The following is a 25,745-nucleotide window of genomic DNA, read 5'->3' on the forward strand; positions in this document are numbered from 1 at the left end:
ACGACTCGCTCGCATCTTGTCACCCACAAGGGTGCAACTCGCGCACGGCAGAGGGAATTACGGCGTCCCGGGTGGCGGCACCGGGGTGGCGCGGTGGTGGCGCGCCACCTCCCGCCCGCACGCGGCCTCACAGCGCGACGGGAGCCGCCGTCCGGACACCGACCCTCGTCCGGGTGACCACCAACTGCCCCTCCTGCGGGTACGCGTGCCAGGTCCGCCAGCGCACCTGGCCCTCGCTGTGCTGCGCGAGCATCGCGGTGAAGGCGTGCGGCGAGCCGGGGAACGTCCCCGCCAGGCCGTTCGGGTGGTCGGCGACCAGCGCGAGGAGCTCCTGGGCGCGCCCCGCGAACGAGCCCTCGGAGAGCGTCTCCACGCGCGCGGCGAACTCGTACTCCCACTCCCCGAGACGTTTCGCCACACCGAGGGGGAGCGGGGTGCTGCTGCCGGGCATACAGGCGACGGTCTCCGAACAGGAGCCCTGTTCCTCTTCGAGGAGCACCTGGTGGGAGGCGCCCAGCAGCCTCAACTGGAGTTTCGCTCCGGGGAGTTCCAGGTCGAGGACGGCCAGGGCGGGCAGCGGCTCCCTGCCCAGGGCCCAGGCGAGGTCGCTGGCACGCGTGTCGGTGTAGGCGGTCTTGAGAGTCGTGAGCATGGGTGGGCTCCGCAAAACGCACATGGGGAGGGTGGACGACCGGGGGCACCCCGGAACCGGTGCGAGGGGGGTAGGGGCGACCGTCTGCTCGGGTCCGCCCGGTGGGGGGAGGTTCCGTGGGCTGCGTTTCTCAACAGCGAGGGAATCATGAAGGGAGCGGCGCTCACAGCGTTTTTACCCAACTTGACGTGGTTTCCATCCCTCGGGAGGCAAGCCGGTTCACCTGTTCAGTGCGAGGGTGCGCGCAGGAGCGCCCGGCGGGGGCGGACCCGCCGGGCGCTTGGAAGGGGCGTGCGGACGGAATCGGCTGCCCCGTGTCAGCCGCGACCGCCGCACGCCGTCAGCTGGAGCCGCAGCCGCCGCCCCCGCCTCCGCAGGACGAACCGCCCCCGCAGGAGGAGTTTCCGCCGCAGGAGGAGTGGCCGCTGCCGCACGAGTGGCCGCCGTGGTGGCCGTGGTGGCCTCCCCCGCTGTCCCCGGCCCACCAGGGGCCGCCGGCCGCGCCGGAGGAGCCGCCCGTCCCGGACGAGTACCACCCCCGCCGCCACCGGCCTCGGCTCGCCCTGCTGACCTTGCCGACGACGTACCAGATCAGTACCAGCACGGCCCCCGCGACGACATATCCCATCTCCCCCACCGTCCTTCTGCTGTGTGTGACAGGGGGATGCCCTCGGCCCACGCGCGCGAAAGCAGACTTGAGCAACTCCAGAGGTTGCCCACAGGATGGCCGCCATGACCTCCAGCGCGCGTCCTCACCTCAACCGCCGCCTCGCCGAGTTCGGCACCACGGTCTTCGCCGAGATGTCCGCCCTGGCGGTGTCGACGGGAGCCATCAACCTCGGCCAGGGCTTCCCCGACACCGACGGCCCCGAGGAGGTGCGCGAGGCCGCCGTGCGGGCCCTGCGCGACGGGCGCGGCAACCAGTACCCGCCGGGCATGGGCGTGCCCGAGCTGCGCACCGCGATCACCGACCACCAGCTGCGCCACTACGGGCTGGCGCTCGACCCGGACCGGGAGGTGCTGGTCACGGCGGGCGCCACCGAGGCGATCGCGGCCGCGCTGCTCGCCCTGGTGGAGCCGGGGGACGAGGTGGTCGCCCTGGAGCCGTACTACGACTCCTACGCGGCGTGCGTCGCCATGGCGGGCGGCACGCGCGTGCCGGTGACGCTGCGGCCCGACGGCGACCGCTACCGGCTGGACCTGGACGAGCTGCGCGCCGCCGTCACCCCGCGCACCCGGCTCATCCTGCTCAACACCCCCCACAACCCGACCGGGACCGTGCTGAGCCGCGAGGAGCTGACCGCGATCGCGGAGCTGGCCCTCGAGCGGGACCTGCTGGTGGTCACCGACGAGGTCTACGAGCACCTGGTCTTCGACGGCGAGCACGTGCCCGTCGCGACGCTGCCGGGGATGCGCGAGCGCACCCTCACCATCGGCTCGGCGGGCAAGACGTTCTCGTTCACCGGCTGGAAGGTCGGCTGGGCGACGGGCGCGCCCGAGCTGGTGGCGGCTGTGCGGTCGGCCAAGCAGTACCTGACGTACGTGGCCTCCGGCCCCTTCCAGTACGCGGTCGCCGAGGCGCTGCGGCTGCCCGACTCCTACTTCGACGGCCTGCGCGCGGACCTGCGGGCCAAGCGGGACCTGCTGAGCGAGGGGCTGGCGGCGGCCGGGTTCGCGGTGTACCGGCCGGCGGGCACGTACTTCGTCACCACCGACATCCGCCCGCTGGGCCCCGCTCTCTCGCACGGCGGCGACGGCTTCGCCTTCTGCCGGGCGCTGCCGGAGCGCTGCGGGGTGGTGGCGATTCCCAACGCCGTCTTCTACGACCACCGGGACGCGGGCGCGCCTTTCGTCCGATTTGCCTTCTGCAAGAGGGAGAGTGTGCTCGAAGAGGCCGTCTCCCGGCTGAAGGCGCTCGCGGGCTGAGCTCGCGGGGCAGGCGCCGCCGAAGGCCGGGGAGGACCGACCACGCGCGCGCCCGGAGGTGCACCCTGTCCGCCGAGATCACCGCCCTTGTACGCCGGTCCGCGGACGCCCTGTCCACACCGCGCCGGCTGACCGCGCTGCGCCGGGCGGCCCCCGCGCTCGGGCTGTTCGCCGCCGCCCGGCTCACCGGGATGCTGGTCCTGGCGGGGTGGGCCTGGCACCTGGGACGCTCGCCGCGCGCGCTGCTGGCCACCGCCTGGGACGCCGACTGGTACATCAAGATCGCGGCGAACGGTTACGGGCGCACGCTGTACTGGCCGGACGGGACGGTCCAGAGCGACCTGGCGTTCTTCCCGTTCTACCCGAGCCTGCTGCGGCTGGTGACGACGGCGCTGCCGGTGGCGGGCGGCACGGCCGGGCTGCTGGTGTCCTGGACGGCGGCGGGGGTGGCGGCGTGGGGCGTCCACGCGGTCGGGGAGCGGCTGGCGGGCCGGCGCACGGCGACCGCGCTGGTGCTGCTGTGGGGCCTGCTGCCGCACTCGGTCGTGCTGTCGATGGCGTACACCGAGCCGGTGATGACGGCGCTGGCCGCCTGGTCGCTGTGGGCGGTCCTGGAGCGGCGCTGGCTGTGGGCGGGCGGCCTCGCAGCCCTGGCGGGCCTCTCGCGGCCCAACGCGGTCGCGGTGGCCGCCGCGGTCACGGCGGCGGCCGCGGCGGCCCTGTGGGACGGCGGGCGCGGCGCACGGCGCGACTGGCGGGTGTGGACGGCCGGGGCGGTGGCGCCGCTCGGCTGGTGCGGATACGTCCTGTCGGTCGGCGCCCGTAAGGGTGATCCGCTCGGCGGCTACTTCGCGGTCCAGGCCGCCTGGACGTCCCGGTTCGACTTCGGCCGGGGCTCGCTGCGCTTCGTGACGAAGCTGGCCACCGGGCCCTTCGACCTCGGCTACACGATGGCGTTCCTGATCACCGTGGCGGCGCTGCTGCTGTTCGCGCTGTTCGTGCTGGAGCGCCCGCCGCTGCCACTGTTCGTCTACACCGGGGTGCTGGTGCTGATCACCGTCGGCGGGTCGGGGTTCTTCGAGTCCAAGCCGCGGTTCCTGCTGCCCGCGTTCCCCCTCCTGCTGCCGCTGGCGGCGGCGCTGACGAAAGCCCGGCCGAGGGCGGCGGTCACGGTGACCGCGGCCCTGGCCGGGCTGTCGTTCGCGTACGGGGCGTATCTGCTGACGCTGGCCCCGATGGCACTGTGAGTGCCGTGCGTCAGGCGTCGTCGCCGGGCGCGTCACCCTCGTCGCCCTCGGCGCCCTCGGCGTCCTTCTCCAGGCCGAGCTGCTCCACGAGCCACTTGTCGAACTCGATCGAGGCGCGGACCCAGCTGACCGTCGAGGAGACGAAGTGCTCCAGGGCGACGCCGGTGCCGATCAGCATCTGCGCCTCACCGATGAGGCGGACGGCGCCGTCGTCGTGGGTGTGCGTGTAGACCTTGGGCCACAGGGTGCGGCGGTTCCAGTCGTCGATCGTCTCCAGCAGCGCGACCTTGTCGTCGATGCCGTGGGGGCGGTCGTAGAAGGTCCGCACCGAGAAGACCTGCTGGTCCTCCTCGCCGCGGAACATGAAGTACGTGCGGAACTCCTCCCACGGCGCGGCGAGGTCGCCCTCGTCGTCCACGACGTACTTGAGCTCCATCTGGTCCAGGAGCTGCTTGACCAGATCCTGGTCGGGTACGACGGGCCCGGCCGGTCCACCGGTGGGCTGCGGGCCGGGCTGAGCCCCGAAATTCGGAATCGAGGACGGGTCGATGCTCATCGTGAATCTTCCTTCGTACGGTTCCGGTCATCCTCTCCCATGCCGGGCGGGGGCTGGCAACCCCCGCCACGGGTATCCGCTGACGGCTGACCGAATCCCGGCGCGGCCATCGGGCTACAGGCTCTTTCCGGCCGCCGCCCCCACGCTCAGACCGTCCCCCACCCGGTCGACCCGGACGGTGTCGCCGTCCTTGACCTCGCCCGCCAGGATCTCCTTGGCGAGCCGGTCGCCGATGGCGGTCTGGATGAGGCGGCGCAGCGGGCGGGCGCCGTAGGCCGGGTCGTTGCCCTCGTGGGCGAGCCAGGCCAGGGCCTCGGGGGTGACCTCCAGGGCGAGGCGGCGGTCGGCCAGGCGCTTGGCGAGGCGGCCGATCTGGAGCTCCGCGATGTGCGCCAGCTCGTCCTTGGTGAGCGCCGAGAAGACCACCAGGTCGTCCAGGCGGTTGAGGAACTCGGGCTTGAAGGAGGCCCGCACCACCTCAAGGACCTGCTGCTTCTTCTCCTCCTCGCTGGTCAGCGGCTCGACCAGGTACTGGCTGCCCAGGTTGGAGGTCAGCACCAGGATCGTGTTGCGGAAGTCGACCGTGCGGCCCTGGCCGTCGGTGAGGCGGCCGTCGTCGAGGACCTGGAGCAGGACGTCGAAGACCTCCGGGTGCGCCTTCTCGACCTCGTCCAGCAGCACCACGCTGTACGGGCGGCGGCGCACGGCCTCGGTGAGCTGGCCGCCCTCCTCGTACCCCACGTACCCGGGCGGGGCGCCGACGAGGCGGGCCACGCTGTGCTTCTCGCCGTACTCCGACATGTCGATGCGGACCATCGCCCGCTCGTCGTCGAAGAGGAAGTCGGCCAGCGCCTTGGCGAGCTCGGTCTTGCCGACGCCCGTGGGGCCCAGGAAGAGGAAGGAGCCGGTGGGGCGGTCGGGGTCGGCGATGCCCGCCCGGGTGCGCCGCACCGCGTCCGAGACCGCGCGGACCGCCTCGCTCTGGCCGATCAGCCGGCGGCCCAGCTCGTCCTCCATGCGCAGCAGCTTCTGCGTCTCGCCCTCCAGCAGGCGCCCGGCCGGGATGCCGGTCCAGGAGCCGACCACGTCCGCGATGTCGTCCGGGCCGACCTCCTCCTTGACCATGGTGTCCCCGGAGGCCTCCTGCTCGGCCTCGGAGGCGGCCTCCAGCTCGCGCTCCAGGGTCGGGATCTCGCCGTACAGCAGCTTGGAGGCGGTGTCGAAGTCGCCGTCGCGCTGGGCGCGCTCGGCCTGGCCGCGCAGGTCGTCGAGGCGCTCCTTGAGCTCACCGACCCGGTTCAGGCCCTCCTTCTCCTTCTCCCAGCGGGCGGTCAGACCGCGCAGCTCCTCCTCCTTGTCGGCGAGGTCGCGGCGGATCTTCTCCAGCCGCTCCTTGCTCGCCGCGTCCGTCTCCTTGGACAGGGCGAGCTCCTCCATCCGGAGGCGGTCCACCGACCGCTGGAGCTCGTCGATCTCCAGCGGCGAGGAGTCGATCTCCATACGGAGGCGGGAGGCTGCCTCGTCCACCAGGTCGATCGCCTTGTCCGGCAGGAAGCGGGAGGTGATGTAGCGGTCGGAGAGGGTGGCCGCGGCCACCAGGGCGCTGTCCGCGATCTGCACCTTGTGGTGCGCCTCGTACCGCCCCTTGAGGCCGCGCAGGATCGCGATGGTGTCCTCGACCGTGGGCTCGGCGACCAGGACCTGCTGGAAGCGGCGCTCCAGGGCCGGGTCCTTCTCGATGCGCTCGCGGTATTCGTCGAGCGTGGTGGCGCCGACCATCCGCAGCTCGCCGCGGGCCAGCATCGGCTTGAGCATGTTGCCCGCGTCCATCGACGAGTCGCCGCCGGCGCCCGCGCCGACGACCGTGTGCAGCTCGTCGATGAAGGTGATGATCTGGCCGTCGCTCCCCTTGATCTCGGACAGGACGGTCTTGAGGCGCTCCTCGAACTCGCCGCGGTACTTGGCCCCGGCCACCATCGCGCCCAGGTCCAGCGAGACCAGCCGCTTGTTCTTGAGGGACTCCGGGACGTCGCCCTTGACGATCCGCTGGGCCAGGCCCTCCACGACCGCGGTCTTGCCGACGCCGGGCTCGCCGATGAGCACCGGGTTGTTCTTGGTGCGCCGGGAGAGCACCTGCACCACCCGGCGGATCTCCTGGTCCCGGCCGATGACCGGGTCGAGCTTGCCCTCGCGGGCCGCGGCCGTGAAATCCGTGCCGAACTTCTCCAGGGCCTTGTACTGGCCCTCCGGGTCGGGGGTGGTCACCCTCCGTCCTCCTCGTACTGTCTCGAATGCCTCAAGGAGCTTCTTGGCGGTCGCGCCCTGCTGGGAGAGGAGCTCGCCGGTCCGGCCGCCCTTGGCGGCGAGGCCGATGAGCAGGTGCTCGGTGGAGAGGTAGTCGTCGCCCAGCTCCTTGGCGCGCCGCCCGGCGTCGGTGATGACGGCCAGCAGGTCGCGGTCGGGCTGCGGCGGGGCGACCGTGGATCCGGCCACTCTGGGCAGCGCGGCGAGCAGCCGCTCCGCCCCGGAGCGGACGGCGGCCCGGTCGGCCTCGACGGCCGCCAAGAGGTCGGTGATGTTCTCGTTCTCCTCGCCCGTCAGGAGGGCGAGCAGCAGGTGGGCGGGCGTCAGGTCCGGGTGTCCGTCGGACACGGCCCGGCTGCCGGCGGCGTTGATCGCTTCCCGGCTCTTGTTGGTCAGCTCGGCGTCCACGTGCGGTCTCTCCTCCTCGGCTCGGGGGTACGAACTCCATGACTCATCCAGCGTACATAAAGTTGAGCCTATTCCGCTCAAGGTGGTGGGGACGAGTTCCGCGTAGGTTTCGGCCCATGAGCACGAGCACGGACACGGCGGCCGTCCCGGCCTCCCGCACGCGTACCCCTGTGGACCCCCGCCAGCCCGACGCGGCCTATCTCGCCTTCTGGCGCGAACGCCACCTGTGCACGCTGACGACCCCGCGCCCGGACGGCAGCCCGCACCTGGTGCCGGTGGGGGTCACCTACGACCCGGACGCGGGCGTGGCGCGGGTGATCGCCAACCGGTCCAGCAGGAAGGTACGGAACGTGCTGGCGGCCGGCGAGCAGGGCGCGCGGGTCGCGGTCTGCCAGGTGGACGGGCGCCGCTGGGCCACCCTGGAGGGCCGGGCGTACGTGCGGACGCAGGCGGAGCCGATCGCCGAGGCGGTGGCGCGCTACGCCGAGCGGTACGGGCGGACCCCGCGCGAGAACCCCGACCGGGTGCTGATCGAGATCGTCCTGGAGCGGGCGATGGGCAAGGGCTGAGCCGCGCGCGGCCACGCGCGCGCGGGGGCGCGGGCGCATCCGTGTCCGGGCAGCACAGCGGCGCCACCGTGTTCAGGTCCACGATGGCGCCGCTGTGTGGGGGAAGCGCCTGAGCGATTTACAACGACGGGGGAATCGCTTCAGGCGCTGCGGGGGGTGGCGGTAGACGACTCGGGGTCGAACAGTTGGTGGTCTCGCTGGTCCAGATTGACGAACACCATGCCGTAGCGCACGGCACAGCGAATCGGCTGCGGCGCCCCGCGCGGCCGGCGCAGGCACCGGTAGGCACGGACGTCCTCGTCGTCCTCGCGCGCGACCAGGATCGGCTCGCCGAACAGGGTGACCATCAACGAATCGCCACGGTGGGGGATAGCCGTGACGAGGTCGATGAAGTGCCACCCCGAGCGGTAGGCCGTGGCCATTTCGCGCCGGAAGACCCGGTCGTCCGGCGGGAGGCTCATGCGCTTACACCCGCGGGCGCGACCTCCCAGGTAGGCTCCACCGGAGCCGCCAGGACCCGCGTCACCGGCTTGTGCTCCCAGGTGGGCTCTCCCGGAGCCGCCACGGTTCCGTGGGACGGCTTGCTCTCCCACGTGGGTTCCCCACTCGCGGCGAGAGCGCAAAGAGCAGCCGCGACAACGGCTATAGCGCTAAGTGCTCGAACCATCCTGCTCATGGCCGATCTCCACCTCTTTATGATCATTCCCTCCCCCCGCGCATAAGACGATGGCTCACTCTGAGCGCTTCCACCAGCGAGGCCAGGCATCATGTTCCTGTAATTCAGGAGTATGAGGGGGGTGTAATCCGGTTGTATCAGGGGCACTTCGGACATAGTCATGGCCCTACAGACCTGTGCGAGATGGGCAAGACCCTCTACGCCACCGCGTTGCGTACCGGCGGAATAACTCGCACGGAAGCCCAGGCCGCTCCCTGTCTCATCGATCTCGCGCTGCTGCGGCCCGACGCGGACGACGCGGAGCAGCTGCGGCCGGTCCCTCCCTCCGTCGTCCTGAACCAGCTCGTACAGCCCCTGGAACGCGAGATCCAGGAGCGCAGGAAGCTGTCGATGTCGCTGGCCAGCACCTTCGAGCCGTTCATGGCGATCACCAGCGAGGACGCGGCCGGCACCCACGCCATCACGGTCCTGGAGGGCCTGGAGCTCATCAACGCGACGCTGGACCGCGTCATCGACGAGTGCACCAAGGAACTGCTCACCATCCAGCCCGGCAGCGGACGCAGACCCGAGACCCTGGAGTCGGGCCTGCGCCGGGTCCAGCCGCTGCTCGACCGGGGCGTGGGCATGCGCACCCTCTACCAGCACACCGCCCGCCACCACTCCGCGACGATCGGGTACGTGGAGCGCATCGCGCCCTACGGCCTGGAGGTCCGCACGCTGGAAGAGATCATCGACCGGCTGATCATCGTGGACCGCCGGGTGGCCTTCATCCCCGCGCGCAGCGACCGCCGGGTCGCGCTGGAGCTGCGGCACGAGGGCCTGGTGCAGTATCTGGTCGGCGTCTTCGACCAGTTCTGGCTGCACGCGGTGCCGTGGGAGGAGGAGGTCCCCTACGGCTCCTCCAAGGCGGAGGGCATCACGGGCGTCCAGCGCTCCATCGCCAAACTCCTCGTCGAGGGGCACGTGGACGACTCCATCGCGCGGCGGCTGGGAATGAACGTCCGCACCTGCCGCGCCCACATCGCCAAGCTGAACGCCGCCCTGGGCAGCGGCAGCCGGGCCCAGCTCGGCTATCTCATCGCCCAGTCCGGAATCCTGGAACAGGACGACTGAACGCGCTCCCCGCCCGCGAACCCGGCGGCCCGGCCGTGGAGTTCGAGCCGAGGCGGCGGTCCGTGGCGGTCCGGGGCCGTGGTCATACGTGCGGGTGGCTGCCCGGTGGGTCGTCGTCGTCCGTGGGGCGGCCGCGCTGGCGTCCGCGCGGGCGGTGCGGCATCAGGTCCCTGCCGCGCGTCTGCCCGGTACCGACGATCGGCAGCGGGTGGGCGGGGCGGCCGTCGGGGGTCTGGGGGAAGCGGAGCAGCCGCCCGGGCTCCGACGCCCGGCCCGCCTCGGGGTGCCCGGCCGCGTCCCGCCCGCCGTCGCCCCCCGGGTAGGCGTCCTCCTCCGGCGCCCGCCCGGGCCCGTCCCCGCCCCGCCGGGCGGCGCTCCCGTCCCCGTCCGCCCCGCGACTGACGCGGGCGTGCTCCTCCCAGCCCTCACGGAACCAGCGGAGCTGCTCGTGCTGGAGCTCCTGGTCGGTCAGGACCCGTACGCCGTCGAGGCCGGCGCGCCGGACCTTCTCCCCCAGTTCGATCAACAGGCCGCCCAACACCTGGGCCAGAGCGTCCTGTTCGGTTCCTGAACCGTCGCCGTCCGCCATCCCCCGCCCTCCTTCACACCCCCGGGCTGCCGGCCCCCTCGCGTCCGTCCGGCAGGAACGCCTTCGTCACGCGTACGAACAGCTCGCGCAGCTCCTCGGGCACCCCCATGCGCCGGGCGGCGTCCTCGGGGCTGAGCGGCGCCGCGCCCTCCCCGTGCTGCCCGCCCCGGCCCGCGGCGATCGGCAGATCGTCCTCGGAGAGCCTGCCGGAGCGGATCAGCATGTCCCGCAGCGGTACGCCGAGCACCGCCGCCAGTCGGCGCATGGTCTCCAGGTCCGGCATGCTCTGCCGCTGCAACAGCCTGCTCACGGCGGCCCGGTGGACCCCGGCGTCGTCCGCGAGCTTGGACTTGCCGCCCCCGCGCGGGCTGTCGATGTCGTAGTTCCGCAGCCGCATCAGGCGCTCGATCCAGGCGGCGAACTCCTCCAGCCCGTCCGCGTGGCCGCGACCGCCCTCACCGCGGTAGCCCTGCTCGTTGCGGGCGCCGGCCCGTGCGCTCGAACCCATGTGTTCGCTCTCCCTCGTCGCGGGAGACAGCGTACTCCCGGGGCGCTCGCGCGGACAGTAGGTGCGCGCCCGCACGCATGAGCCGCTTGCGGACGCGCACGCACCGTGTCACCCTGATCACGCGTTCGCAATTTGCCGAACTCGTGTTCCCATACGTGGGGAGGGGTTTGCACGTGCCCGCACATCTGACCACTCCGAAAACACCCTTGACCTCGGGCTTACCCCGAGCGGCGGACGACCTCGACTGGCGCAGGGCCGCCGCTTGCGCCAACCTCCCACAACACTCCGTGTTCGCCCGCGTCCCCTCCGACGCCGAACCGGTATTGCGAGCATGCAATCAGTGTCCCATCCGCAAGGAGTGCGAGATCGTCGTCGACCCCGCGCACACCTTCTTCGACGGGGTGAGCGGCGGACGGCTCTGGAGCAACGGCCGCGAGGTCAAGCGGCCCTGGGCGCACCCGTCCGGACAGGCGGGGCGATGAGCGGCGTCAGCGCGGACGCGGCGTGGCTCCACTCGCTCGCCCGCCGCTTCCCCGACCTCCTCGCGGAGCTCGCCCCGTCCCCCGCCGGCCCGCGCGAACGCCCCGGCGGCTCCCCGCGCTCCACCACCGCCCCGATCCGGCTGCGCATCTCCGACGCCGTACGGGACATCACCGACGGCGTGGTCGAGCTGGAGGAGGCGGTACGGGAGCGGCTCGGCCTGCGCCCCGCGGCCCCGGCCCCCGTGGTGGTCCGGCTCGGCCGCATCGTCCGGCTCCTCGACTCCGTGACGAAGGTGCCCGATCTGGCCGCGCACGTGACGGAGGAGACCCGGCGCATGGCCCGGCGCTGCGCCCGCGAGCTCGGGGACCCGGAGCAGATGATCCGGATCGGCGGACGCTGCCCCGCGTGCGCCTCGGTGTCGCTGCGCATCTTCCCCGAACGCGGTGCCGTGCTCTGTGTGAACCCCGTGTGCCGCCATGTCGTGCGGACGGCCCTGGAGGAGGCGTCGTGACCACGTTCCCGGTGTCCGGCCTGGTCTGCGGCGAGCTGGCCGCGGCCGAGGTGGCCGTCTCGCCCGCGACCCTGCGCAAGTGGGTCCAGCTCGGCCATCTGCGGTCCGCCGGCCGGCAGGGGCGCAGGCTGCTCTACCGGCTGGAGGACGTGTTCGCGGCGGAGCGTTCCGTACACCGCGCCGAGCTCCCGCACCCCCGCTGACGGCGCCTGCTCCCACACTCCGCGACCCGTGCTCCACCGGGCCCCACCCGCACCCCGGGTGGGGCCCTTCCGCTGTCCCCGCCCGCCTCCCAAATGCCTTCCTGAGCAGGCCTGTTGCGGGATCGGGCACCCCGGATCACACTGGGAGCAGCGGCAGAACCGCGCCCACATCCGGGGCGACGGGTCTGCCGCTTCGTGCTGCTCCGGCCGTTTCTGCCACGCCCCTCCGCCCAGGAGCCGGGCGCCTCGGCCATGCGTGCGGCACACCACCGTGAAAGGAGTCCCCCTGTGGACCAGATCCTGTTCTGGAACGCGGTGGCCCTGGAGGCCGACCGCACGACCCACACCACGGGCGCCCCCGCCGAGGCCGGCACCCGGGGCCCGTGCGGCGCCTCCCGGGCGCTGGCCCTGACCCATCTCGCCATGCACGACGCCTACTTCGCCATCCACCCCGGCCACGACTGCTACCTCGGCGACTCGCTGCCCGAGGCCCCGGCCGGCGCCTCCTCGGACGCGGCCGTCGCCGCCGCCGCGCACGCCACGCTCAGCGCCCTCTACCCGACCCAGAAGGAGTACTTCAACGCCCAGCACCGGGCCGCCGCCCTCCCGGCCGGACCGGGCACCGGTTCCGGCCACGCCTTCGGGCTGCGGGTCGCCCGCGTGCTCCTGTCGCTGCGCGGGAACGACCCCGGCCTCGGCGACGACGGCTACGTCTACTCCACCGACCGCGGCCACCACCGCCCCGACCCGGTCGACCCCGGCCAGAGCGTGTACGCCGCGTACTACGGCGCCCGCTCCCACCTCTTCGCGGCCACCCGCCGCCACCACCTGGACGCCCCGCCGCGGCCGGGCAGCCCGCGGTACGAGGCGGCGCTTCGCCAGGTGCGCGCCAAGGGCATCGCGACCCGTCTGGCGGGCGCGCTCCCCGAGGACCTGCGGGCCGCCCGGCGCACCCCGCAGGAGACGGCCGTCGGCATGTTCTGGGCGTACGACGGGGTCATCGGCCTCGGCACGCCGCCGCGCCTGTACAACACGATCGTCCGCAAGGTCGCCGAGGCGCAGCGCAACGACACCGCCCAGAACGCCCGGCTCTTCGCGCTGCTCAACGCGGCCATGGCCGACGCGGGCATCCTGGTCTGGGCCGACAAGTACGTCTACGACCTGTGGCGCCCGGTCGTCGGCATCCGCGAGCACGACCCCTCCACGGGCCCGGCCGGCACCGGCCGCCCGGCGCTCGGCGCGGACGCCGACCCCGAGTGGCTGCCGCTGGGCGCGCCCAACACCAACAACCCCGGCGGCAGGGACAACCGCACGCCGAACTTCCCGTCCTACCCCTCGGGCCACGCCACCTTCGGCGCGGCGGCCTTCCAGTCGGTGCGGCAGTTCTACCGCCACGGCTCCTACGGGCCGGACAACCTGGCCGCCGGTCTGGAGTTCGTCTCCGACGAGCTGAACGGCACGACCACCGACACCCACGGGACCGCCCGCACCCGGGTGGTCCGCACCTTCCCCGGCGGGCTCTGGGACATGATCCGCGAGAACAGCCTCAGCCGGGTCTTCCTCGGTGTGCACTGGAACTACGACGGCTGGGTCCCGAACGCCTCCGGCGACATGGACCTGAGCCTCAACATCGGCGGGGTGCGGCTCGGCCTCGACATCGCCGACGACATCGCCGCCCACGGCCTGCGCGCCTCGCGCGCGGCCGGCCCCGCGGACTAGGGCCCGTACGCCATGCATCTGCTGCCCCGCGGCCGAAAGCCGCATGCCCGGAAGAAGGAGTCCCCCATGGGTACGAACGAGAGCTCCGAAGCGGTGACCGACGCCACCACCGGATCCGGCCACCCCGGCGACAACCCGCCCCGGCCCCCGGCCCGGAGCGGCGGCTTCGTCTATGTGATGAGCAACCAGGAGACCGGCAACTCCGTGACCGTCTTCGCCCGTGACGTCTACGGCAATCTGACCCGCAAGGGCACCTACCCGACCGGCGGCCTCGGCGTCGGCCGCAGCTACGACCTGGAGGACACCTCCGACCCGCTGGTCTCGCAGGGCTCGCTGATCGCCTCCGAGGACCAGCGGTTCCTGTTCGGCGTCGACTCCGGCAGTGACGAGGTCTCCTCGCTCGCCGTCGAGGGCGAGCGGCTGCGGCTGGTCAGCCGGGTTTCCACCGGCGGTGTCCGCCCGGTGAGCGTGGCCGTCCACGGCAACCTCCTGTTCGCCGTGAACGCCACCGACGGGTCCGTCTCCGGCTTCCGCGTCGGCGACGACGGCACGCTCACCCCGGTGGAGGGCTCCCGCAAGGCCCTGATCGGCGGGGCGGGGGCGGGCCCCTCGCAGATCCAGTTCACGCCGGACGGCACCCGGTTGATCGTCACCGAGCGGCAGACGAACATCATCGACGTCTTCCCCGTCGACGCCTACGGCCGCGTGGGCGAGCCGGTGCGCAACCAGTCCGCGGGGCTCGCCCCCTTCACCGCCACCTTCCACGGCGACGTCCTGATGGTCACCGAGATCATCGGCGCCCCCGGCTTCCTGGGCTCCATGTCCACGTACCACGTCAACCGCGACGGCACCCTCCAGGTGATCAGCGCGTCGGTGACCACCACCGAACTCACCACCTGCTGGACGGCGAACAGCGTCCTGGACCCGGGCGTGGTGTACGTGGCGAACGCCCAGAGCGGTTCGATCGGCGGTTTCCGCGTCAACGAGCGGGGCGAGATCACGCTCTTCCCGGCCGACGGCCACCTCGCCGTCACCAGGAACTCGCACGCGACCCAGGACATGGCCATCACCAACGACGGCCTGTACCTGTACGTGCTGACCGCCGGGATCGACGAGAAGATCGCCGACCCCCGGCTGCCCACCTACGTGGAGGGGACGCCGTACTGCGACAAGATGACGATCAGCGCGTACCGGATCGAGTCGAGCGCGGGGCTGACGACGCTGAAGGGCTTCGGCGTGGCCGACGACCCGCCGCGGGTGGTCAGCCCCGGGGTACTCGCGCCCAGCGCGGGCGGCCTGGCACCGGGGTCGGAGGGGATCGTCGCGTTCTGACCCCCGGGGGGCGCTGATCCGTCCGCGCGACCGGCGTTCGCCGGTGCGCGGGCCCCGGAGGAATGGGGTCCACGGCCGTCCCGCGAACGCCGGCCGTGGGCCCCGCGCACCGGCCGTGGGCCCCGCGCGCCCGCACCCCTACGCCGCCAGGACCGCCAGATCCAGCCGCCGCAGCCGGTCCTGGTCCGCCCGCAGGGTGATCCCGGTGATCCGGCCCCCGGCGAGGGTGAACCCGATGACCACCTTGAGCTCGCCCCCGGGCGCCCACACGGCTCCCACCGCGCCGTCCACCAGGGCGAGTTGGGCGGTGTGCGCCCGGCCGTTGAACGTCCCGGCCACCGCGTGCGCGCCCCGGACCTCGCCCATCGCCCCCACCTCCACGGTCGCCCGGTCGGCCCGGACCACCACGTCCGGGTCGAGCAGATCGAGCAGCGCGTCGAAGTCACCGGCGCGCGAGGCGGCGAAGAAGGCGTCGACGACCTCCCGCTGGCGGGCCAGGTCCGCGTCCGGCACCGGCGCCGACTCCTGCACCCGGCGCCGGGCCCGGCTGGCGAGCTGGCGGGTGGCGACCGTGGAGCGGCCCACCACCGGGGCGATCTCGTCGAAGGGCACCATGAACATGTCGTGCAGCACGAAGGCGATCCGCTCGGCGGGCGCCAGCGTGTTCAGGACGACCAGCATCGCCAGGCCCACCGAGTCCACGAGCAGCACCTCGTGCTCCGGGTCGCCCGGCTCCTCGTGCCCGCGCCCGTCCACCGGCACGGGCTCGTCGTACAGCAGCTCGCGCCGGGAGTCGCGCGAGCGCAGCATGTCCAGGCAGACGCGGCCCACCACGGTGGTGAGCCAGCCGCCGAGGTTCTTCACACAGCCCGCGTCGGTGCGGCTGAGGCGGAGCCATGCCTCCTGGACGGCGTCGTCCGCCTCGTTGAGGTTGCCCAGGATCCGGTAGGCGACGGCCCGCAGGTGGGTGCGGTTCGCCTCGAACCGCTCGGCCAGCCGTTCGCCCTCGTCCACGTTCACGGTCACGTTTGTTCCCCTGCCTCACCCGTAGAGGTGACACCGACTGTATCCGCTGACCCGCCGGGCGGGTACGGCGATCAGGCGCTCAACCCCGTTGGGAAACAGGCCATTTGAGGGAGGTCCCATGGCCGCGACACCCGCGACACCCGCCCCCGGTACCCCCCGGGTCCACGCGGCCCGCGCCCAGCGCCTGGAGGCGCTCGGCCGCTCCTGGGCCTTCGAGCTGGGCGGCGAGCTCTTCGAGCTGCCCGGCGAACTCCCCCGCGCCGCGGTGCGCGCCCTGCGCACCCTCGGCGGCGACGACCTCGGCGCCTCCCTCGAACTCCTCCTCGGCGAGGCCCAGTCGGCACGCCTGCGCCGCCACCGCCCCTCACCGCACGACATCGAGGCGGTCCTGATGTGCTGGGGCCGCGACACCGGGCTCGGCCTGGGGGAAGGCTGCGCCTCGGTGTGTACGTGGAGGACAACGCCGAGGCACTGGAAGCCGCGCTCCTGCGCCACTACGGCGTGGACCTCCTGGACTGGCACCGAGGCCGGCTCTCCTCCCGCCGTCTCGCTGTCCTGATCCGCCATCTACCGAAGGAGCCGTCATGGTGACCACCGGCCAGACCGAGGGAGTCGCGATCGAACTGGAACGGCTGCGGCGCGCGGTGGAGGTCGGGTTCGCCACCACCCGGGGCGACCTGGCGCTGCTGCTCCAGCGCGCCGACCAGACCGACAAGACCCTGGGAGAACACGACGACCGTCTGGACGCCCTGGAGCGCGGGCGCTGGCCGCTGCCCGCGATCGCCGCCCTGACCTCGTGCGCCGCCCTCGCGGTGAGCCTCTGGCAGGGCACGGGCCATTGAGGACGGCCCCGGCGGGCGGCCCTTGCGGAACCCAGGCGCCAGGCGCCACGCGCCACGCACAAGGCCCGCGGCCCCCTCTTGGGGACCGCGGGCCCTTGGCGTTCGTCGAAGCCGCCGACCGGCGTCCCGACGGCATCCTGCTGCCCTAGGGCGTGTCCTTCGGCCTCTTGGGCCGCCAGACCACCAGGGCGCCGGTTTGCTGCACGTCCTGGTACGGCACCAGATCGCGCCGGTACGACGCGTGGACCTGGGCCTCGCGCTGCCGCATAGCGGCAGCCGCCCCGTCCACCGCCGCCGAGAGCTCGGCGACGCGCTGCTGGAGCGCGGCCACCTGGTTCTCCAGCTCGATGATGCGCTTGATTCCGGCCAGGTTGATGCCCTCGTCCTGCGACAACTGCTGCACCGTACGGAGCAGTTCGATGTCACGGGCCGAGTAGCGCCGGCCGCGCCCGGCCGTGCGGTCGGGCGAGACCAGGCCGAGACGGTCGTACTGACGCAGGGTCTGCGGATGCAGACCGGAGAGCTGAGCGGCGACCGAGATGACGTACACCGGCGATTCATCGGTCAGTTCGAACGGATTGCGTCGTCGGCCGTCCATCTCATGCTCCCTTCGCGGCCTGGAACAGTTCGGCCCGCGGATCCTCGTCCACGGTCGCCTCGCGGAACGCCTCCAGGGCCTCGCGCGCCTTGTCGCCGAGGTCCTTGGGCACCATGACCTCCACGGTGACCAGCAGGTCCCCGCGCGAGCCGTCCTTGCGGACCGCGCCCTTGCCCCGGGCGCGCATCGTACGGCCGTTGGGCGTGCCCGCGGGGAGCTTCAGGGTGACCGGCGGCCCGCCGAGGGTGGGCACCTTCACTTCACCGCCGAGCGCCGCCTCCGCGAAGGAGACCGGCACGGTGACGGTGAGGTTGTCGTCCTTGCGGCCGAAGACCGGGTGGCTGTCCACGTGGACGACCACATAGAGGTCGCCCGCCGGGCCGCCGCGCTCGCCCGCCGCGCCCTTGCCGCGCAGCCGGATCCGCTGGCCGTCGAAGACGCCCGCCGGAATCCTGACCTGCATGGTCCGCGAGGACTTGGCACGGCCGCTGCCCTTGCAGACCTCGCACGGGTTCTCCGCGATCAGACCCCGGCCCTTGCAGTCCACACACGGGTCGGTCAGCGAGAACCCGCCGCCGGTGCCGCGCGAGACCTGGCCGGTGCCGACGCAGGTCGGGCACACCCGGGGCGTGCCGTTCTTGTCGCCGGTGCCCGAACAGGCCTTGCACGGGGCCTGGCTGGAGAGCCGGATCGGGACCGTGGCCCCGTCGACCGCCTCGGTGAAGCTGAGCGTCACCTCGGACTCCAGGTCCTGGCCCCGGCGCGGCTGGGTCCGGGTGCCCGGGCCCGCGCCGCCCCGGTTGAACAGGCCGCCGAAGACGTCGCCGAGCCCGCCCCCGAAGCCGCCGGCCGCCCCGCCGCCCTGGGCGCCCCCGAAGAGGTCGCCCAGGTCGAAGTTGAAGTTGCCGCCGCCGGCGCCCGGACCGGCCCGGAAGCCGCCGTTGCCGAAGAGGGCGCGCGCCTCGTCGTACTCCTTGCGCTTCTTGGGGTCACCGAGGATGTCGTTCGCCTCGGAGACCTCCTTGAAGCGCTCCTCCGCCTTGGCGTCGCCCTTGTTGGCGTCCGGGTGGAACTCGCGGGCGAGTTTGCGGTACGCCTTCTTGATCTCGGCCTCGGTGGCGTCCTTGGGGACGCCGAGGACCTTGTAGTAGTCCTTCTCGACGAAGTCCTTCGTGCTCATCGACGTCCCTCCTCCCGGACGACCACTTCACCCATGACCGTCGCGTCAGCCCTCGTCCGGGCCACCGCTCTCCTCTTCGGCCTTGCCGTCTGTGCCTTCCTTGCCGTCCTTGCCCTCCTTCACCGCGCCCGGCTGGGGCTCGGCGACGGCGACCCGCGCGGGGCGGATCGTACGCTCGCCGATCCGGTACCCGGGCTGGAGGATCGCGACGCAGGTCGTCTCGGTGACGTCCGGGGCGTAGCTGTGCATCAGGGCCTCGTGGACCGTCGGGTCGAAGGGCTCGCCCTCCTTGCCGAACTGCTGGAGGCCCATCTTCGCGGCGACCGTCTCCAGCGACTCGGCCACCGACTTGAAGCCGCCGGTCAGCTCGCCGTGCTCACGGGCCCGGCCGATGTCGTCGAGTACGGGCAGCAGCTCGGTCAGGAGGCCGGCGACGGCGATCTCCTTGACCGTGACGCGGTCCCGCTCCACGCGGCGGCGGTAGTTCTGGTACTCGGCCTGGAGGCGCTGGAGGTCCGTCGTGCGCTCGGCGAGCGCCGTCTGGGCCTGGTCCAGCTGGGCCTGCAGGGCGATCTCCTTGGCTGCGTCCCCGGCCGGGGCCGCCTTCTCCTCCTTCGAGGAGTCGGCGGCCTTCGGCTCGGCGTCTTCCTGTGCGCCGGAGGGGACGTCGGGCTTCTCCTCGAAGCCCGGGGTCTCCTCAGACATCAGGCCGCGCCACCCTTCGCGTCGCCCGGCTTCTCGTCGTCGACGATCTCGGCGTCGACGACGTCGTCCTCGGCCTTGGGAGCCTCGGCGCCCTCGGCACCGGCGGCGCCCTGGGCGGCCTGCGCGTCCGCGTACATCGCCTGGCCGAGCTTCTGGGAGACGGCCGCGAGCTTCTCGGTCGCGGTGCGGATCTCGGCGGTGTCCTCGCCCTTGAGCTTCTCCTTCAGCTCGCCGACGGCGGCCTCGACCTCGGTCTTGACCTCACCCGGGACCTTGTCCTCGTTGTCCTTGAGGAACTTCTCCGTCTGGTAGACGAGCTGCTCGCCCTGGTTGCGGGACTCGGCGGCCTCGCGGCGGCGGTGGTCCTCCTCCGCGTACTGCTCGGCCTCCTCGCGCATGCGGTTGACCTCGTCCTTCGGCAGCGAGGAGCCGCCGGTGACGGTCATCTTCTGCTCCTTGCCCGTGCCCAGGTCCTTCGCGGTCACGTGCATGATGCCGTTGGCGTCGATGTCGAAGGCGACCTCGATCTGCGGGACCCCGCGCGGGGCCGGCGGCAGACCGGTCAGCTCGAACATGCCGAGCTTCTTGTTGTACGCCGCGATCTCGCGCTCGCCCTGGTAGACCTGGATCTGGACGGACGGCTGGTTGTCCTCGGCCGTCGTGAAGATCTCGGAGCGCTTCGTCGGAATCGTGGTGTTCCGCTCGATGAGCTTGGTCATGATGCCGCCCTTGGTCTCGATGCCGAGGGACAGCGGGGTCACGTCGAGGAGCAGGACGTCCTTGACCTCACCCTTGAGGACACCGGCCTGGAGCGCGGCGCCGATGGCGACGACCTCGTCCGGGTTGACGCCCTTGTTGGCGTCCTTGCCGCCGGTCAGCTCGCGGACGAGCTCGGCGACGGCGGGCATACGGGTGGAGCCGCCGACCAGGACCACGTGGTCGATCTCGGACAGCTGGATGCCGGCGTCCTTGATGACGTTGTGGAACGGGTGCTTGCAGCGCTCCAGGAGGTCCGCGGTCAGCTGCTGGAACTGGGCGCGCGTCAGCTTCTCGTCCAGGTGCAGCGGGCCCTCGGCCGAGGCCGTGATGTACGGCAGGTTGATCGAGGTCTCGGTGGACGAGGACAGCTCGATCTTCGCCTTCTCGGCGGCCTCGCGCAGGCGCTGGAGCGCCATCTTGTCCTTGGAGAGGTCCACGCCGTGGCCGGACTGGAACTGCTTCACCAGGTAGTCGACGACGCGCTGGTCCCAGTCGTCACCACCGAGGTGGTTGTCACCGTTGGTGGCCTTCACCTCGACGACGCCGTCACCGATCTCCAGGAGGGACACGTCGAAGGTGCCGCCGCCGAGGTCGAAGACGAGGATCGTCTGGTCGTCCTTGTCCAGGCCGTACGCCAGCGCCGCGGCGGTGGGCTCGTTGACGATGCGCAGCACGTTGAGGCCCGCGATCTCACCGGCCTCCTTGGTCGCCTGACGCTCGGAGTCGTTGAAGTACGCCGGGACGGTGATGACCGCGTCGGTGACCTTCTCGCCGAGGTAGGCCTCCGCGTCCCGCTTCAGCTTCTGCAGGATGAAGGCGCTCATCTGCTGCGGGTTGAAGGTCTTGCCGTCGAGGTCGATCTTCCAGTCGGTGCCCATGTGGCGCTTGACCGAGCGGATGGTCCGGTCGACGTTGGTGACGGCCTGCCGCTTGGCCACCTCACCGACGAGGACCTCGCCGTTCTTGGCGAAGGCGACGACGGACGGCGTGGTCCTGGCGCCTTCGGCGTTGGTGATGACGGTGGGCTCGCCGCCTTCGAGAACGCTGACGACGGAGTTAGTCGTGCCCAGGTCGATGCCGACCGCACGTGCCATTTCGATTCCTCCAACTGACATCTTGAGTGGAACTGACTCAAGGATGCACGACTCCCCCTCACCGGTCAACAGAGCTGAGTCGCCCGGGCTCAACTTTTATGTAGCGCTTAGGTGCGGCACGGCTTCTATCCGCAGGTGACGGGGCTGACCGCGCAGTTTTCCGCGCCCCCGAAGACGCCCCTCCGGGGCGCCCCCGGCTACCCCGAAGGGCGCCCCGAAAGCGGCGCGGGGAACTGCGCGACCAGCCCCACCGGGCCGCAGCCGGTGAACCACGCCCTCCAGGGGGCTTCAGAACCGCGGGGAAAGGGCCGTCACGCCCGGCCCGTGGGCGCCGCCTGCGCGGGGACGTGGTCCGACGAGTCCTCGCGCAGCAGGATCAGCTCGCACTGGAGCAGCCTCCCGTCCCGCGGATCCACCAACCCCGGCCACACCGACATGAGCGAAAGCCCCAGCTCCCCGCGCGCACGGGCCAGCACGTCGTCGAACCCCGCGCCCCCCTCGTGCAGCGGCACCAGCGCCGCCCCCACCTGAAGCCCGACGATCTCGTCCGCGTACGCCCCCGCGCCCCGCAGCACCTCGTGCTCGTACCCCTGCACCGCGAGCCGTACGAAGACCCGTTCGCCGGGCGCGGTGACGCCCTCCCACAGGGCGTCGAGCCGGTGCGCCTCGACACACCGCGTCCCGGTGTACGCGGTGTGCGGCGCGGCCGCGCGACGGCGGGGCAGCATCGCCAGCGCCGAGCTGCTCACGCCCGCGTCGCCCGCGATGTTCAGGGTGAGCGGCCCGCTGCGGTCGGCGAGCGCGTACGGCAGCACCGACCAGAAGGGGTCCTCCGCGGCCCGCAGCCGCAGCTCGGCGCGGGGCTCGCGCAGCGGCTCGAAGGAGACGATCCGCCCCTCGTAGCCGCAGCGCCGCAGCATCGTTCCGTACGCCCCGCTGTACGCGCCCACGTCCAGGACCAGGTCGATCTCGTACCGCCGCAGCAGCCGCACCAGGCGCCCGCCGTCCTCGTCGGCGGGCCGGCCGGGCGCGCCGAGGGGGCGGGCGAGGCGGCGCAGGGCCGTACGGGCGCGGTCGCCCATCGCGATCATGTCGATGCTCACGCCGGTGCTCCTTCGCGGGCGGCCCCGGGGGCCGGTTCGGTACGCAGGGCCGCGTCGCCGTAGACCGGCACCCGCAGCAGGGCCACCACCGCGACCACCGTGCCCAGCACGAGCGGCAGCACGGCGGCCGGGGCGAGGCGGCCGTCGTGGACGAGCAGCGCGGTGACGGTCCCGACCGCCGCGGCCAGCCCGAGGACGACGGCCGTGCCCTGCACGGTCAGCCCGCCGCGGCGCAGCCGGTGCGCGATGTGGTCGGCCGCGCCCTCGGCCAGCGCCCGGCCGGCGAGCCGCCGCGACACCAGGACCAGTACCGCGTCGGCCAGGACCACCGCGGTGAGGGCGAAGAGGGAGGCGGTGGCCCGGGCCGGGTCCGCCTCGGTGTGGACGAGTACGGCGGCGCAGGCGAGCAGGAACCCGGTGAAGAGGGAGCCGCAGTGGCCGAGGACGATCCGCGCCGGGTGCCAGTTGTGCACCAGGAACCCGGTGAGGGAGGCGGCCAGCACGCTGAGCAGCAGGGCGAGTCCGGTCAGCGCGTCCTCGACGGCGCAGACGGCGAGCCCGAGCGCCATCACCGCGGCCACCGTCCCCATCGCCCCGTCGGAGGCGTCCAGCAGGCTGAAGGCGTTGGTGACGAGCACGATCCACAGCACGGCGAGCGCGCCCGGTCCCGGCGAGAGCCCCGACGCCAGGGCGACCACCACGGTGGCGGCGGCGGTCTGCACCCCGATCCTGACCCGGGCCCCCGGCGGACGCAGGTCCGCGCCGAGCCCCAGCAGCGCCACGGCCCCGGCGGCGCCGAGCAGCGGCCCCACGCCGTCCCCGAGTTCGGCGAGCCCGAGCACCGGCCCGGCCCCGACCGCGGCGACCGTGCCCACCGCGACGGCGATCCCGCCGAGGTGCGGGGTGCGGCCGGAGCGCGCACCTCCGGCCCCGGCGCGCAGGACGGCCGCGCGGACCACCGCGGCCAGCAGGGCGGTGCACAGCAGGGCGGCGACGGCGGCGGTGAGCCCGGAGATCATGCGAACCAAGTTAGATTGTTATGTCCGTGTATGGGCTGAATAACACGATGGACATTTCAAAAGTGCCCAAAACCCCGTCCACACTGGGGACTGAGGGCCGCCTGAGCGACACAGATCACCGCGTGCGCGGCTACAGCGCCGCCGCATAAATGGGTACGCTCAGACGAGCTCGATAAGTTACTGCTTAGTAATCCCTGGCAGGCCCGAGGAGCCCCCACATGCAACTCGCCGCGATCATTGTGTCGCTGGTCCTAATCGCGGTCGGCGTAGCGCTGTTCGGCCGTGCGATCTGGCAGATCTACCGCTTCGTGCGGCTCGGCCAGCCGGTGCCCGCGGGCACCCGCACCGACGAACCCGTCCAGCGCACCGTGACCGTGGCCAAGGAGTTCCTCGGCCACACCCGGATGAACCGCTGGGGTGTCGTCGGCGTCGCGCACTGGTTCGTGGCGGTGGGCTTCTTCTCGCTGCTGCTGACGATCGTCAACGCCATCGGCCAGCTCTTCCAGGCCGACTGGCTGATCCCGGTCATCGGCGACTGGCTGCCGTACGAGATCTTCGTCGAATTCCTCGGCCTGATGACGACGCTCGGCATCCTCACGCTGATCACCGTCCGCCAGCTGAGCAAGGCCGACCGGCCGGGCCGCAAGTCCCGGTTCGCGGGCTCCAACACCGGCCAGGCGTACTTCGTCGAGACGATCATCCTCATCGTCGGCGTCTGCATCATGACGCTGCGCGCCCTGGAGGGCGTCCAGCACGGCGTGGACAGCTACGAGCCCGGCTTCTTCGCCTCGTACCCGCTGATCCTGGCGCTCAAGGGCCTGAGCCTGACGACGATCCAGAACCTGACCTACGCGGTCGCGGGCCTGAAGATCGCCGCCTCCTTCATCTGGATGATCACGGTCTCCCTCAAGACCGACATGGGCGTGGCCTGGCACCGCTTCCTCGGCTTCCCCAACATCTGGTTCAAGCGCGAGGCGGACGGCTCCACGGCGCTGGGCGCGCTCCAGCCGATGACCTCGGGCGGCAAGGCGATCGACTTCGAGGAGCCGGGCGACGACGACGTCTACGGCGTCTCCCAGATCGAGCACTTCTCCTGGAAGGGCATCCTCGACTTCTCCACCTGCACCGAGTGCGGGCGCTGCCAGTCGCAGTGCCCCGCCTGGAACACCGGCAAGCCGCTCTCTCCCAAGCTCCTGATCATGTCCCTGCGCGACCACGCGCACGCCAAGGCCCCGTACCTGCTCGCGGGCGGCGGCAAGGACATGGAGGGCAACGAGAAGGCCACGGCGGAGCAGCTGAAGGACGTCCCGGCCGCCGCGATCGCCGAGGCCGAGCGCCCGCTGATCGGCACGCTGGAGGAGAACGGCGTCATCGACCCGGACGTCCTGTGGTCCTGCACCACCTGCGGCGCCTGTGTCGAGCAGTGCCCGGTCGACATCGAGCACATCGACCACATCGTCGACATGCGCCGCTACCAGGTGATGATCGAGTCCGCGTTCCCGTCCGAGGCGGGCACGATGCTCAAGAACCTGGAGAAGAAGGGCAACCCCTGGGGTCTCGCCAAGAAGCAGCGCGTGGAGTGGACCAAGGAGGTCGACTTCGAGGTCCCGATCGTCGGCAAGGACGTCGAGGACCTCAGCGAGGTCGACTACCTCTACTGGGTCGGCTGCGCCGGCGCCCTGGAGGACCGCGCCAAGAAGACCACCAAGGCCTTCGCGGAGCTGCTGCACATGGCGGGCGTCAAGTTCGCGATCATGGGCGGGGACGAGAAGTGCACCGGTGACTCCCCGCGCCGCCTGGGCAACGAGCCGCTGTTCCAGCAGCTCGGCCAGGAGAACGTCGCGATGCTGAACATGGCGTTCGGCGAGGATGACGAGGACGAGGCGACCAAGAAGCCCAAGTCGTCCAAGAAGATCGTCGCGACCTGCCCGCACTGCTTCAACACGATCGCCAACGAGTACCCGCAGCTCGGCGGCGAGTACGAGGTCATCCACCACACCCAGCTGCTCCAGCACCTCATCGACGAGGGCAGGCTGGTCCCGGTGACCCCGGTCGAGGGTCTGATCACGTACCACGACCCGTGCTACCTGGGCCGTCACAACAAGGTCTACACGCCTCCGCGCGAGATCATGGACAAGGTCCCGGGCCTGCGCCAGCAGGAGATGCACCGCCACAAGGAGCGCGGCTTCTGCTGCGGCGCCGGTGGCGCGCGGATGTGGATGGAGGAGCGGATCGGCAAGCGCATCAACAACGAGCGCGTCGACGAGGCCCTCTCCCTCAACCCGGACATCGTCTCCACGGCCTGCCCGTTCTGCCTGGTCATGCTGACCGACTCGGTCAACGGCAAGAAGAACGAAGGCCAGGCGAAGGAGTCCGTCCAGGTCGTGGACGTGGCGCAGCTGCTGCTCGACTCGGTGAAGACCCCGGCGGACCCGGCGGCGTCCGAGGACGCGGAGCCGGCCCCGGAGCCCGAGCCGGTGAAGTAGCCGGAGCCCGGAGCCCGCCGGTCTCCACGACAACGGCACCACCACCAGTGGCCGTTCCCGCCTCGCAGGCGGGAACGGCCACTGCCGTGTTCGGCACGGGCGAGCGGTTACCCAGCGTCCGGCCCTGCCCCACGATG

The 25,745-nt window shown here is 72.0% G+C and carries 26 protein-coding genes; 12 read left to right on the plus strand and 14 right to left on the minus strand.

Going from position 1 to position 25,745, the window contains the following annotated elements; all coding sequences use genetic code 11:
- Positions 1–127: 127 nt before the first annotated feature.
- The gene (locus ACZ4MU_RS02375) at positions 128–652 is read right to left on the minus strand and encodes a DUF2617 family protein (RefSeq protein WP_467869876.1); all 525 of its coding nucleotides are present in this window, start codon (positions 650–652) and stop codon (positions 128–130) included.
- Between the two features lie 340 nt (positions 653–992).
- Positions 993–1,280: a hypothetical protein gene (locus tag ACZ4MU_RS02380; protein WP_467869878.1), complete on the minus strand. Its 288-nt coding sequence runs from the start codon at positions 1,278–1,280 to the stop codon at positions 993–995.
- Between the two features lie 95 nt (positions 1,281–1,375).
- On the opposite strand from ACZ4MU_RS02380, the gene ACZ4MU_RS02385 reads away from it, so the two are divergent.
- Together ACZ4MU_RS02385 and ACZ4MU_RS02390 are read left to right on the plus strand one after the other, a co-directional pair.
- Positions 1,376–2,578 (plus strand): pyridoxal phosphate-dependent aminotransferase, encoded by a 1,203-nt coding sequence (locus ACZ4MU_RS02385; protein ID WP_467869880.1) that lies wholly within the window; start codon positions 1,376–1,378, stop codon positions 2,576–2,578.
- 110 nt (positions 2,579–2,688) lie between these two features.
- Positions 2,689–3,825: a hypothetical protein gene (locus ACZ4MU_RS02390; protein ID WP_467870608.1), complete on the plus strand. Its 1,137-nt coding sequence runs from the start codon at positions 2,689–2,691 to the stop codon at positions 3,823–3,825.
- A 10-nt stretch (positions 3,826–3,835) separates the two neighbouring features.
- On the opposite strand, the gene ACZ4MU_RS02395 is transcribed toward ACZ4MU_RS02390, so the two are convergent.
- The gene (locus ACZ4MU_RS02395; RefSeq protein ID WP_467869882.1) at positions 3,836–4,381 is read right to left on the minus strand and encodes a YbjN domain-containing protein; all 546 of its coding nucleotides are present in this window, start codon (positions 4,379–4,381) and stop codon (positions 3,836–3,838) included.
- Positions 4,382–4,495: 114 nt separating this feature from the next.
- Positions 4,496–7,093: an ATP-dependent chaperone ClpB gene (gene clpB, locus ACZ4MU_RS02400; RefSeq protein ID WP_467869884.1), complete on the minus strand. Its 2,598-nt coding sequence runs from the start codon at positions 7,091–7,093 to the stop codon at positions 4,496–4,498.
- A gap of 116 nt (positions 7,094–7,209) precedes the next feature.
- Here clpB and ACZ4MU_RS02405 point away from each other — a divergent pair, with 116 nt between their 5' ends.
- On the plus strand, positions 7,210–7,662 hold the full coding sequence (locus tag ACZ4MU_RS02405; protein WP_467869886.1) for a pyridoxamine 5'-phosphate oxidase family protein: 453 nt from the start codon (positions 7,210–7,212) through the stop codon (positions 7,660–7,662).
- A 140-nt stretch (positions 7,663–7,802) separates the two neighbouring features.
- Here the strand turns inward: ACZ4MU_RS02405 and ACZ4MU_RS02410 are convergent, their stop codons facing one another.
- Positions 7,803–8,123 carry a Rieske (2Fe-2S) protein gene (locus tag ACZ4MU_RS02410; protein WP_283142738.1) on the minus strand — a complete coding sequence of 107 codons (321 nt, stop codon included), beginning with the start codon at positions 8,121–8,123 and terminating at the stop codon, positions 7,803–7,805.
- 398 nt (positions 8,124–8,521) lie between these two features.
- On the opposite strand from ACZ4MU_RS02410, the gene ACZ4MU_RS02415 reads away from it, so the two are divergent.
- Positions 8,522–9,451, plus strand: a complete 930-nt coding sequence (locus ACZ4MU_RS02415) for a helix-turn-helix transcriptional regulator (RefSeq protein WP_467869888.1) — start codon at positions 8,522–8,524, stop codon at positions 9,449–9,451.
- Between the two features lie 82 nt (positions 9,452–9,533).
- Here the strand turns inward: ACZ4MU_RS02415 and ACZ4MU_RS02420 are convergent, their stop codons facing one another.
- Entirely contained in the window at positions 9,534–10,040 is a 507-nt protein-coding gene (locus ACZ4MU_RS02420) for a hypothetical protein (RefSeq protein WP_467869890.1), read from the minus strand.
- A gap of 13 nt (positions 10,041–10,053) precedes the next feature.
- On the minus strand, positions 10,054–10,437 hold the full coding sequence (locus ACZ4MU_RS02425; RefSeq protein WP_467870610.1) for a helix-turn-helix domain-containing protein: 384 nt from the start codon (positions 10,435–10,437) through the stop codon (positions 10,054–10,056).
- 398 nt (positions 10,438–10,835) lie between these two features.
- Between ACZ4MU_RS02425 and ACZ4MU_RS02430 the strand changes: the two genes are divergently transcribed.
- From ACZ4MU_RS02430 to ACZ4MU_RS02450, 5 genes are all read left to right on the plus strand, one after another.
- Complete coding sequence (locus tag ACZ4MU_RS02430; RefSeq protein WP_467869892.1) at positions 10,836–11,030, plus strand: hypothetical protein; 195 nt, start codon at positions 10,836–10,838, stop codon at positions 11,028–11,030.
- A complete protein-coding gene (locus ACZ4MU_RS02435) occupies positions 11,027–11,542 on the plus strand; it encodes a hypothetical protein (RefSeq protein WP_467869894.1) in 516 nt (171 codons plus the stop codon). Before ACZ4MU_RS02430 ends, ACZ4MU_RS02435 begins: the two co-directional genes overlap by 4 nt.
- Positions 11,539–11,745 carry a helix-turn-helix domain-containing protein gene (locus ACZ4MU_RS02440; protein ID WP_467869896.1) on the plus strand — a complete coding sequence of 69 codons (207 nt, stop codon included), beginning with the start codon at positions 11,539–11,541 and terminating at the stop codon, positions 11,743–11,745. The genes ACZ4MU_RS02435 and ACZ4MU_RS02440 overlap by 4 nt, the downstream gene beginning before the upstream one ends.
- Positions 11,746–12,033: 288 nt before the next feature.
- Entirely contained in the window at positions 12,034–13,464 is a 1,431-nt protein-coding gene (locus ACZ4MU_RS02445) for a vanadium-dependent haloperoxidase (protein ID WP_467869898.1), read from the plus strand.
- Between the two features lie 66 nt (positions 13,465–13,530).
- Positions 13,531–14,796, plus strand: coding sequence for a lactonase family protein (locus ACZ4MU_RS02450; protein ID WP_467869900.1), 1,266 nt, complete (start codon positions 13,531–13,533; stop codon positions 14,794–14,796).
- Positions 14,797–14,934: 138 nt separating this feature from the next.
- Here the strand turns inward: ACZ4MU_RS02450 and ACZ4MU_RS02455 are convergent, their stop codons facing one another.
- Positions 14,935–15,810 (minus strand): sigma factor, encoded by an 876-nt coding sequence (locus tag ACZ4MU_RS02455; RefSeq protein WP_467870613.1) that lies wholly within the window; start codon positions 15,808–15,810, stop codon positions 14,935–14,937.
- Between the two features lie 130 nt (positions 15,811–15,940).
- Between ACZ4MU_RS02455 and ACZ4MU_RS02460 the strand changes: the two genes are divergently transcribed.
- Positions 15,941–16,381, plus strand: a complete 441-nt coding sequence (locus tag ACZ4MU_RS02460) for a hypothetical protein (protein ID WP_467870661.1) — start codon at positions 15,941–15,943, stop codon at positions 16,379–16,381.
- A gap of 25 nt (positions 16,382–16,406) precedes the next feature.
- Positions 16,407–16,664 (plus strand): hypothetical protein, encoded by a 258-nt coding sequence (locus tag ACZ4MU_RS02465; RefSeq protein WP_467869902.1) that lies wholly within the window; start codon positions 16,407–16,409, stop codon positions 16,662–16,664.
- Between the two features lie 145 nt (positions 16,665–16,809).
- Here the strand turns inward: ACZ4MU_RS02465 and ACZ4MU_RS02470 are convergent, their stop codons facing one another.
- From ACZ4MU_RS02470 to ACZ4MU_RS02495, 6 genes are all read right to left on the minus strand, one after another.
- On the minus strand, positions 16,810–17,262 hold the full coding sequence (locus ACZ4MU_RS02470) for a heat shock protein transcriptional repressor HspR (RefSeq protein WP_467869904.1): 453 nt from the start codon (positions 17,260–17,262) through the stop codon (positions 16,810–16,812).
- A 1-nt stretch (position 17,263) separates the two neighbouring features.
- Complete coding sequence (dnaJ, locus tag ACZ4MU_RS02475; RefSeq protein WP_467869906.1) at positions 17,264–18,442, minus strand: molecular chaperone DnaJ; 1,179 nt, start codon at positions 18,440–18,442, stop codon at positions 17,264–17,266.
- A gap of 45 nt (positions 18,443–18,487) precedes the next feature.
- Positions 18,488–19,147 carry a nucleotide exchange factor GrpE gene (gene grpE / locus ACZ4MU_RS02480; protein WP_467869908.1) on the minus strand — a complete coding sequence of 220 codons (660 nt, stop codon included), beginning with the start codon at positions 19,145–19,147 and terminating at the stop codon, positions 18,488–18,490.
- On the minus strand, positions 19,147–21,000 hold the full coding sequence (gene dnaK, locus ACZ4MU_RS02485) for a molecular chaperone DnaK (RefSeq protein WP_467869910.1): 1,854 nt from the start codon (positions 20,998–21,000) through the stop codon (positions 19,147–19,149). The genes grpE and dnaK overlap by 1 nt, the downstream gene beginning before the upstream one ends.
- Before the next feature lie 311 nt (positions 21,001–21,311).
- A complete protein-coding gene (locus ACZ4MU_RS02490; protein ID WP_467869912.1) occupies positions 21,312–22,103 on the minus strand; it encodes an FkbM family methyltransferase in 792 nt (263 codons plus the stop codon).
- Positions 22,100–23,122, minus strand: a complete 1,023-nt coding sequence (locus tag ACZ4MU_RS02495; RefSeq protein WP_467869914.1) for an MraY family glycosyltransferase — start codon at positions 23,120–23,122, stop codon at positions 22,100–22,102. Before ACZ4MU_RS02495 ends, ACZ4MU_RS02490 begins: the two co-directional genes overlap by 4 nt.
- Positions 23,123–23,340: 218 nt before the next feature.
- On the opposite strand from ACZ4MU_RS02495, the gene ACZ4MU_RS02500 reads away from it, so the two are divergent.
- A complete protein-coding gene (locus tag ACZ4MU_RS02500) occupies positions 23,341–25,608 on the plus strand; it encodes a (Fe-S)-binding protein (protein WP_467869916.1) in 2,268 nt (755 codons plus the stop codon).
- Positions 25,609–25,745 lie beyond the last annotated feature (137 nt).

The organism is Streptomyces sp. NPDC026377, from assembly GCF_055567715.1.

Excerpts from the sequence above, each read along its gene's own strand:
- ACZ4MU_RS02375 (WP_467869876.1), bottom strand. The coding sequence starts at position 652 with ATGCTCACGACTCTCAAGACCGCCTACACCGACACGCGTGCCAGCGAC.
- ACZ4MU_RS02380 (WP_467869878.1), bottom strand. The coding sequence starts at position 1,280 with ATGGGATATGTCGTCGCGGGGGCCGTGCTGGTACTGATCTGGTACGTC.
- ACZ4MU_RS02385 (WP_467869880.1), top strand. The coding sequence starts at position 1,376 with ATGGCCGCCATGACCTCCAGCGCGCGTCCTCACCTCAACCGCCGCCTC.
- ACZ4MU_RS02395 (WP_467869882.1), bottom strand. The coding sequence starts at position 4,381 with ATGAGCATCGACCCGTCCTCGATTCCGAATTTCGGGGCTCAGCCCGGC.
- ACZ4MU_RS02405 (WP_467869886.1), top strand. The coding sequence starts at position 7,210 with ATGAGCACGAGCACGGACACGGCGGCCGTCCCGGCCTCCCGCACGCGT.
- ACZ4MU_RS02410 (WP_283142738.1), bottom strand. The coding sequence starts at position 8,123 with ATGAGCCTCCCGCCGGACGACCGGGTCTTCCGGCGCGAAATGGCCACG.
- ACZ4MU_RS02415 (WP_467869888.1), top strand. The coding sequence starts at position 8,522 with ATGGGCAAGACCCTCTACGCCACCGCGTTGCGTACCGGCGGAATAACT.
- ACZ4MU_RS02420 (WP_467869890.1), bottom strand. The coding sequence starts at position 10,040 with ATGGCGGACGGCGACGGTTCAGGAACCGAACAGGACGCTCTGGCCCAG.
- ACZ4MU_RS02425 (WP_467870610.1), bottom strand. The coding sequence starts at position 10,437 with ATGCGGCTGCGGAACTACGACATCGACAGCCCGCGCGGGGGCGGCAAG.
- ACZ4MU_RS02435 (WP_467869894.1), top strand. The coding sequence starts at position 11,027 with ATGAGCGGCGTCAGCGCGGACGCGGCGTGGCTCCACTCGCTCGCCCGC.
- ACZ4MU_RS02450 (WP_467869900.1), top strand. The coding sequence starts at position 13,531 with ATGGGTACGAACGAGAGCTCCGAAGCGGTGACCGACGCCACCACCGGA.
- ACZ4MU_RS02460 (WP_467870661.1), top strand. The coding sequence starts at position 15,941 with ATGGCCGCGACACCCGCGACACCCGCCCCCGGTACCCCCCGGGTCCAC.
- ACZ4MU_RS02465 (WP_467869902.1), top strand. The coding sequence starts at position 16,407 with ATGGTGACCACCGGCCAGACCGAGGGAGTCGCGATCGAACTGGAACGG.
- ACZ4MU_RS02470 (WP_467869904.1), bottom strand. The coding sequence starts at position 17,262 with ATGGACGGCCGACGACGCAATCCGTTCGAACTGACCGATGAATCGCCG.
- dnaJ (WP_467869906.1), bottom strand. The coding sequence starts at position 18,442 with ATGAGCACGAAGGACTTCGTCGAGAAGGACTACTACAAGGTCCTCGGC.
- grpE (WP_467869908.1), bottom strand. The coding sequence starts at position 19,147 with ATGTCTGAGGAGACCCCGGGCTTCGAGGAGAAGCCCGACGTCCCCTCC.
- dnaK (WP_467869910.1), bottom strand. The coding sequence starts at position 21,000 with ATGGCACGTGCGGTCGGCATCGACCTGGGCACGACTAACTCCGTCGTC.
- ACZ4MU_RS02495 (WP_467869914.1), bottom strand. The coding sequence starts at position 23,122 with ATGATCTCCGGGCTCACCGCCGCCGTCGCCGCCCTGCTGTGCACCGCC.
- ACZ4MU_RS02500 (WP_467869916.1), top strand. The coding sequence starts at position 23,341 with ATGCAACTCGCCGCGATCATTGTGTCGCTGGTCCTAATCGCGGTCGGC.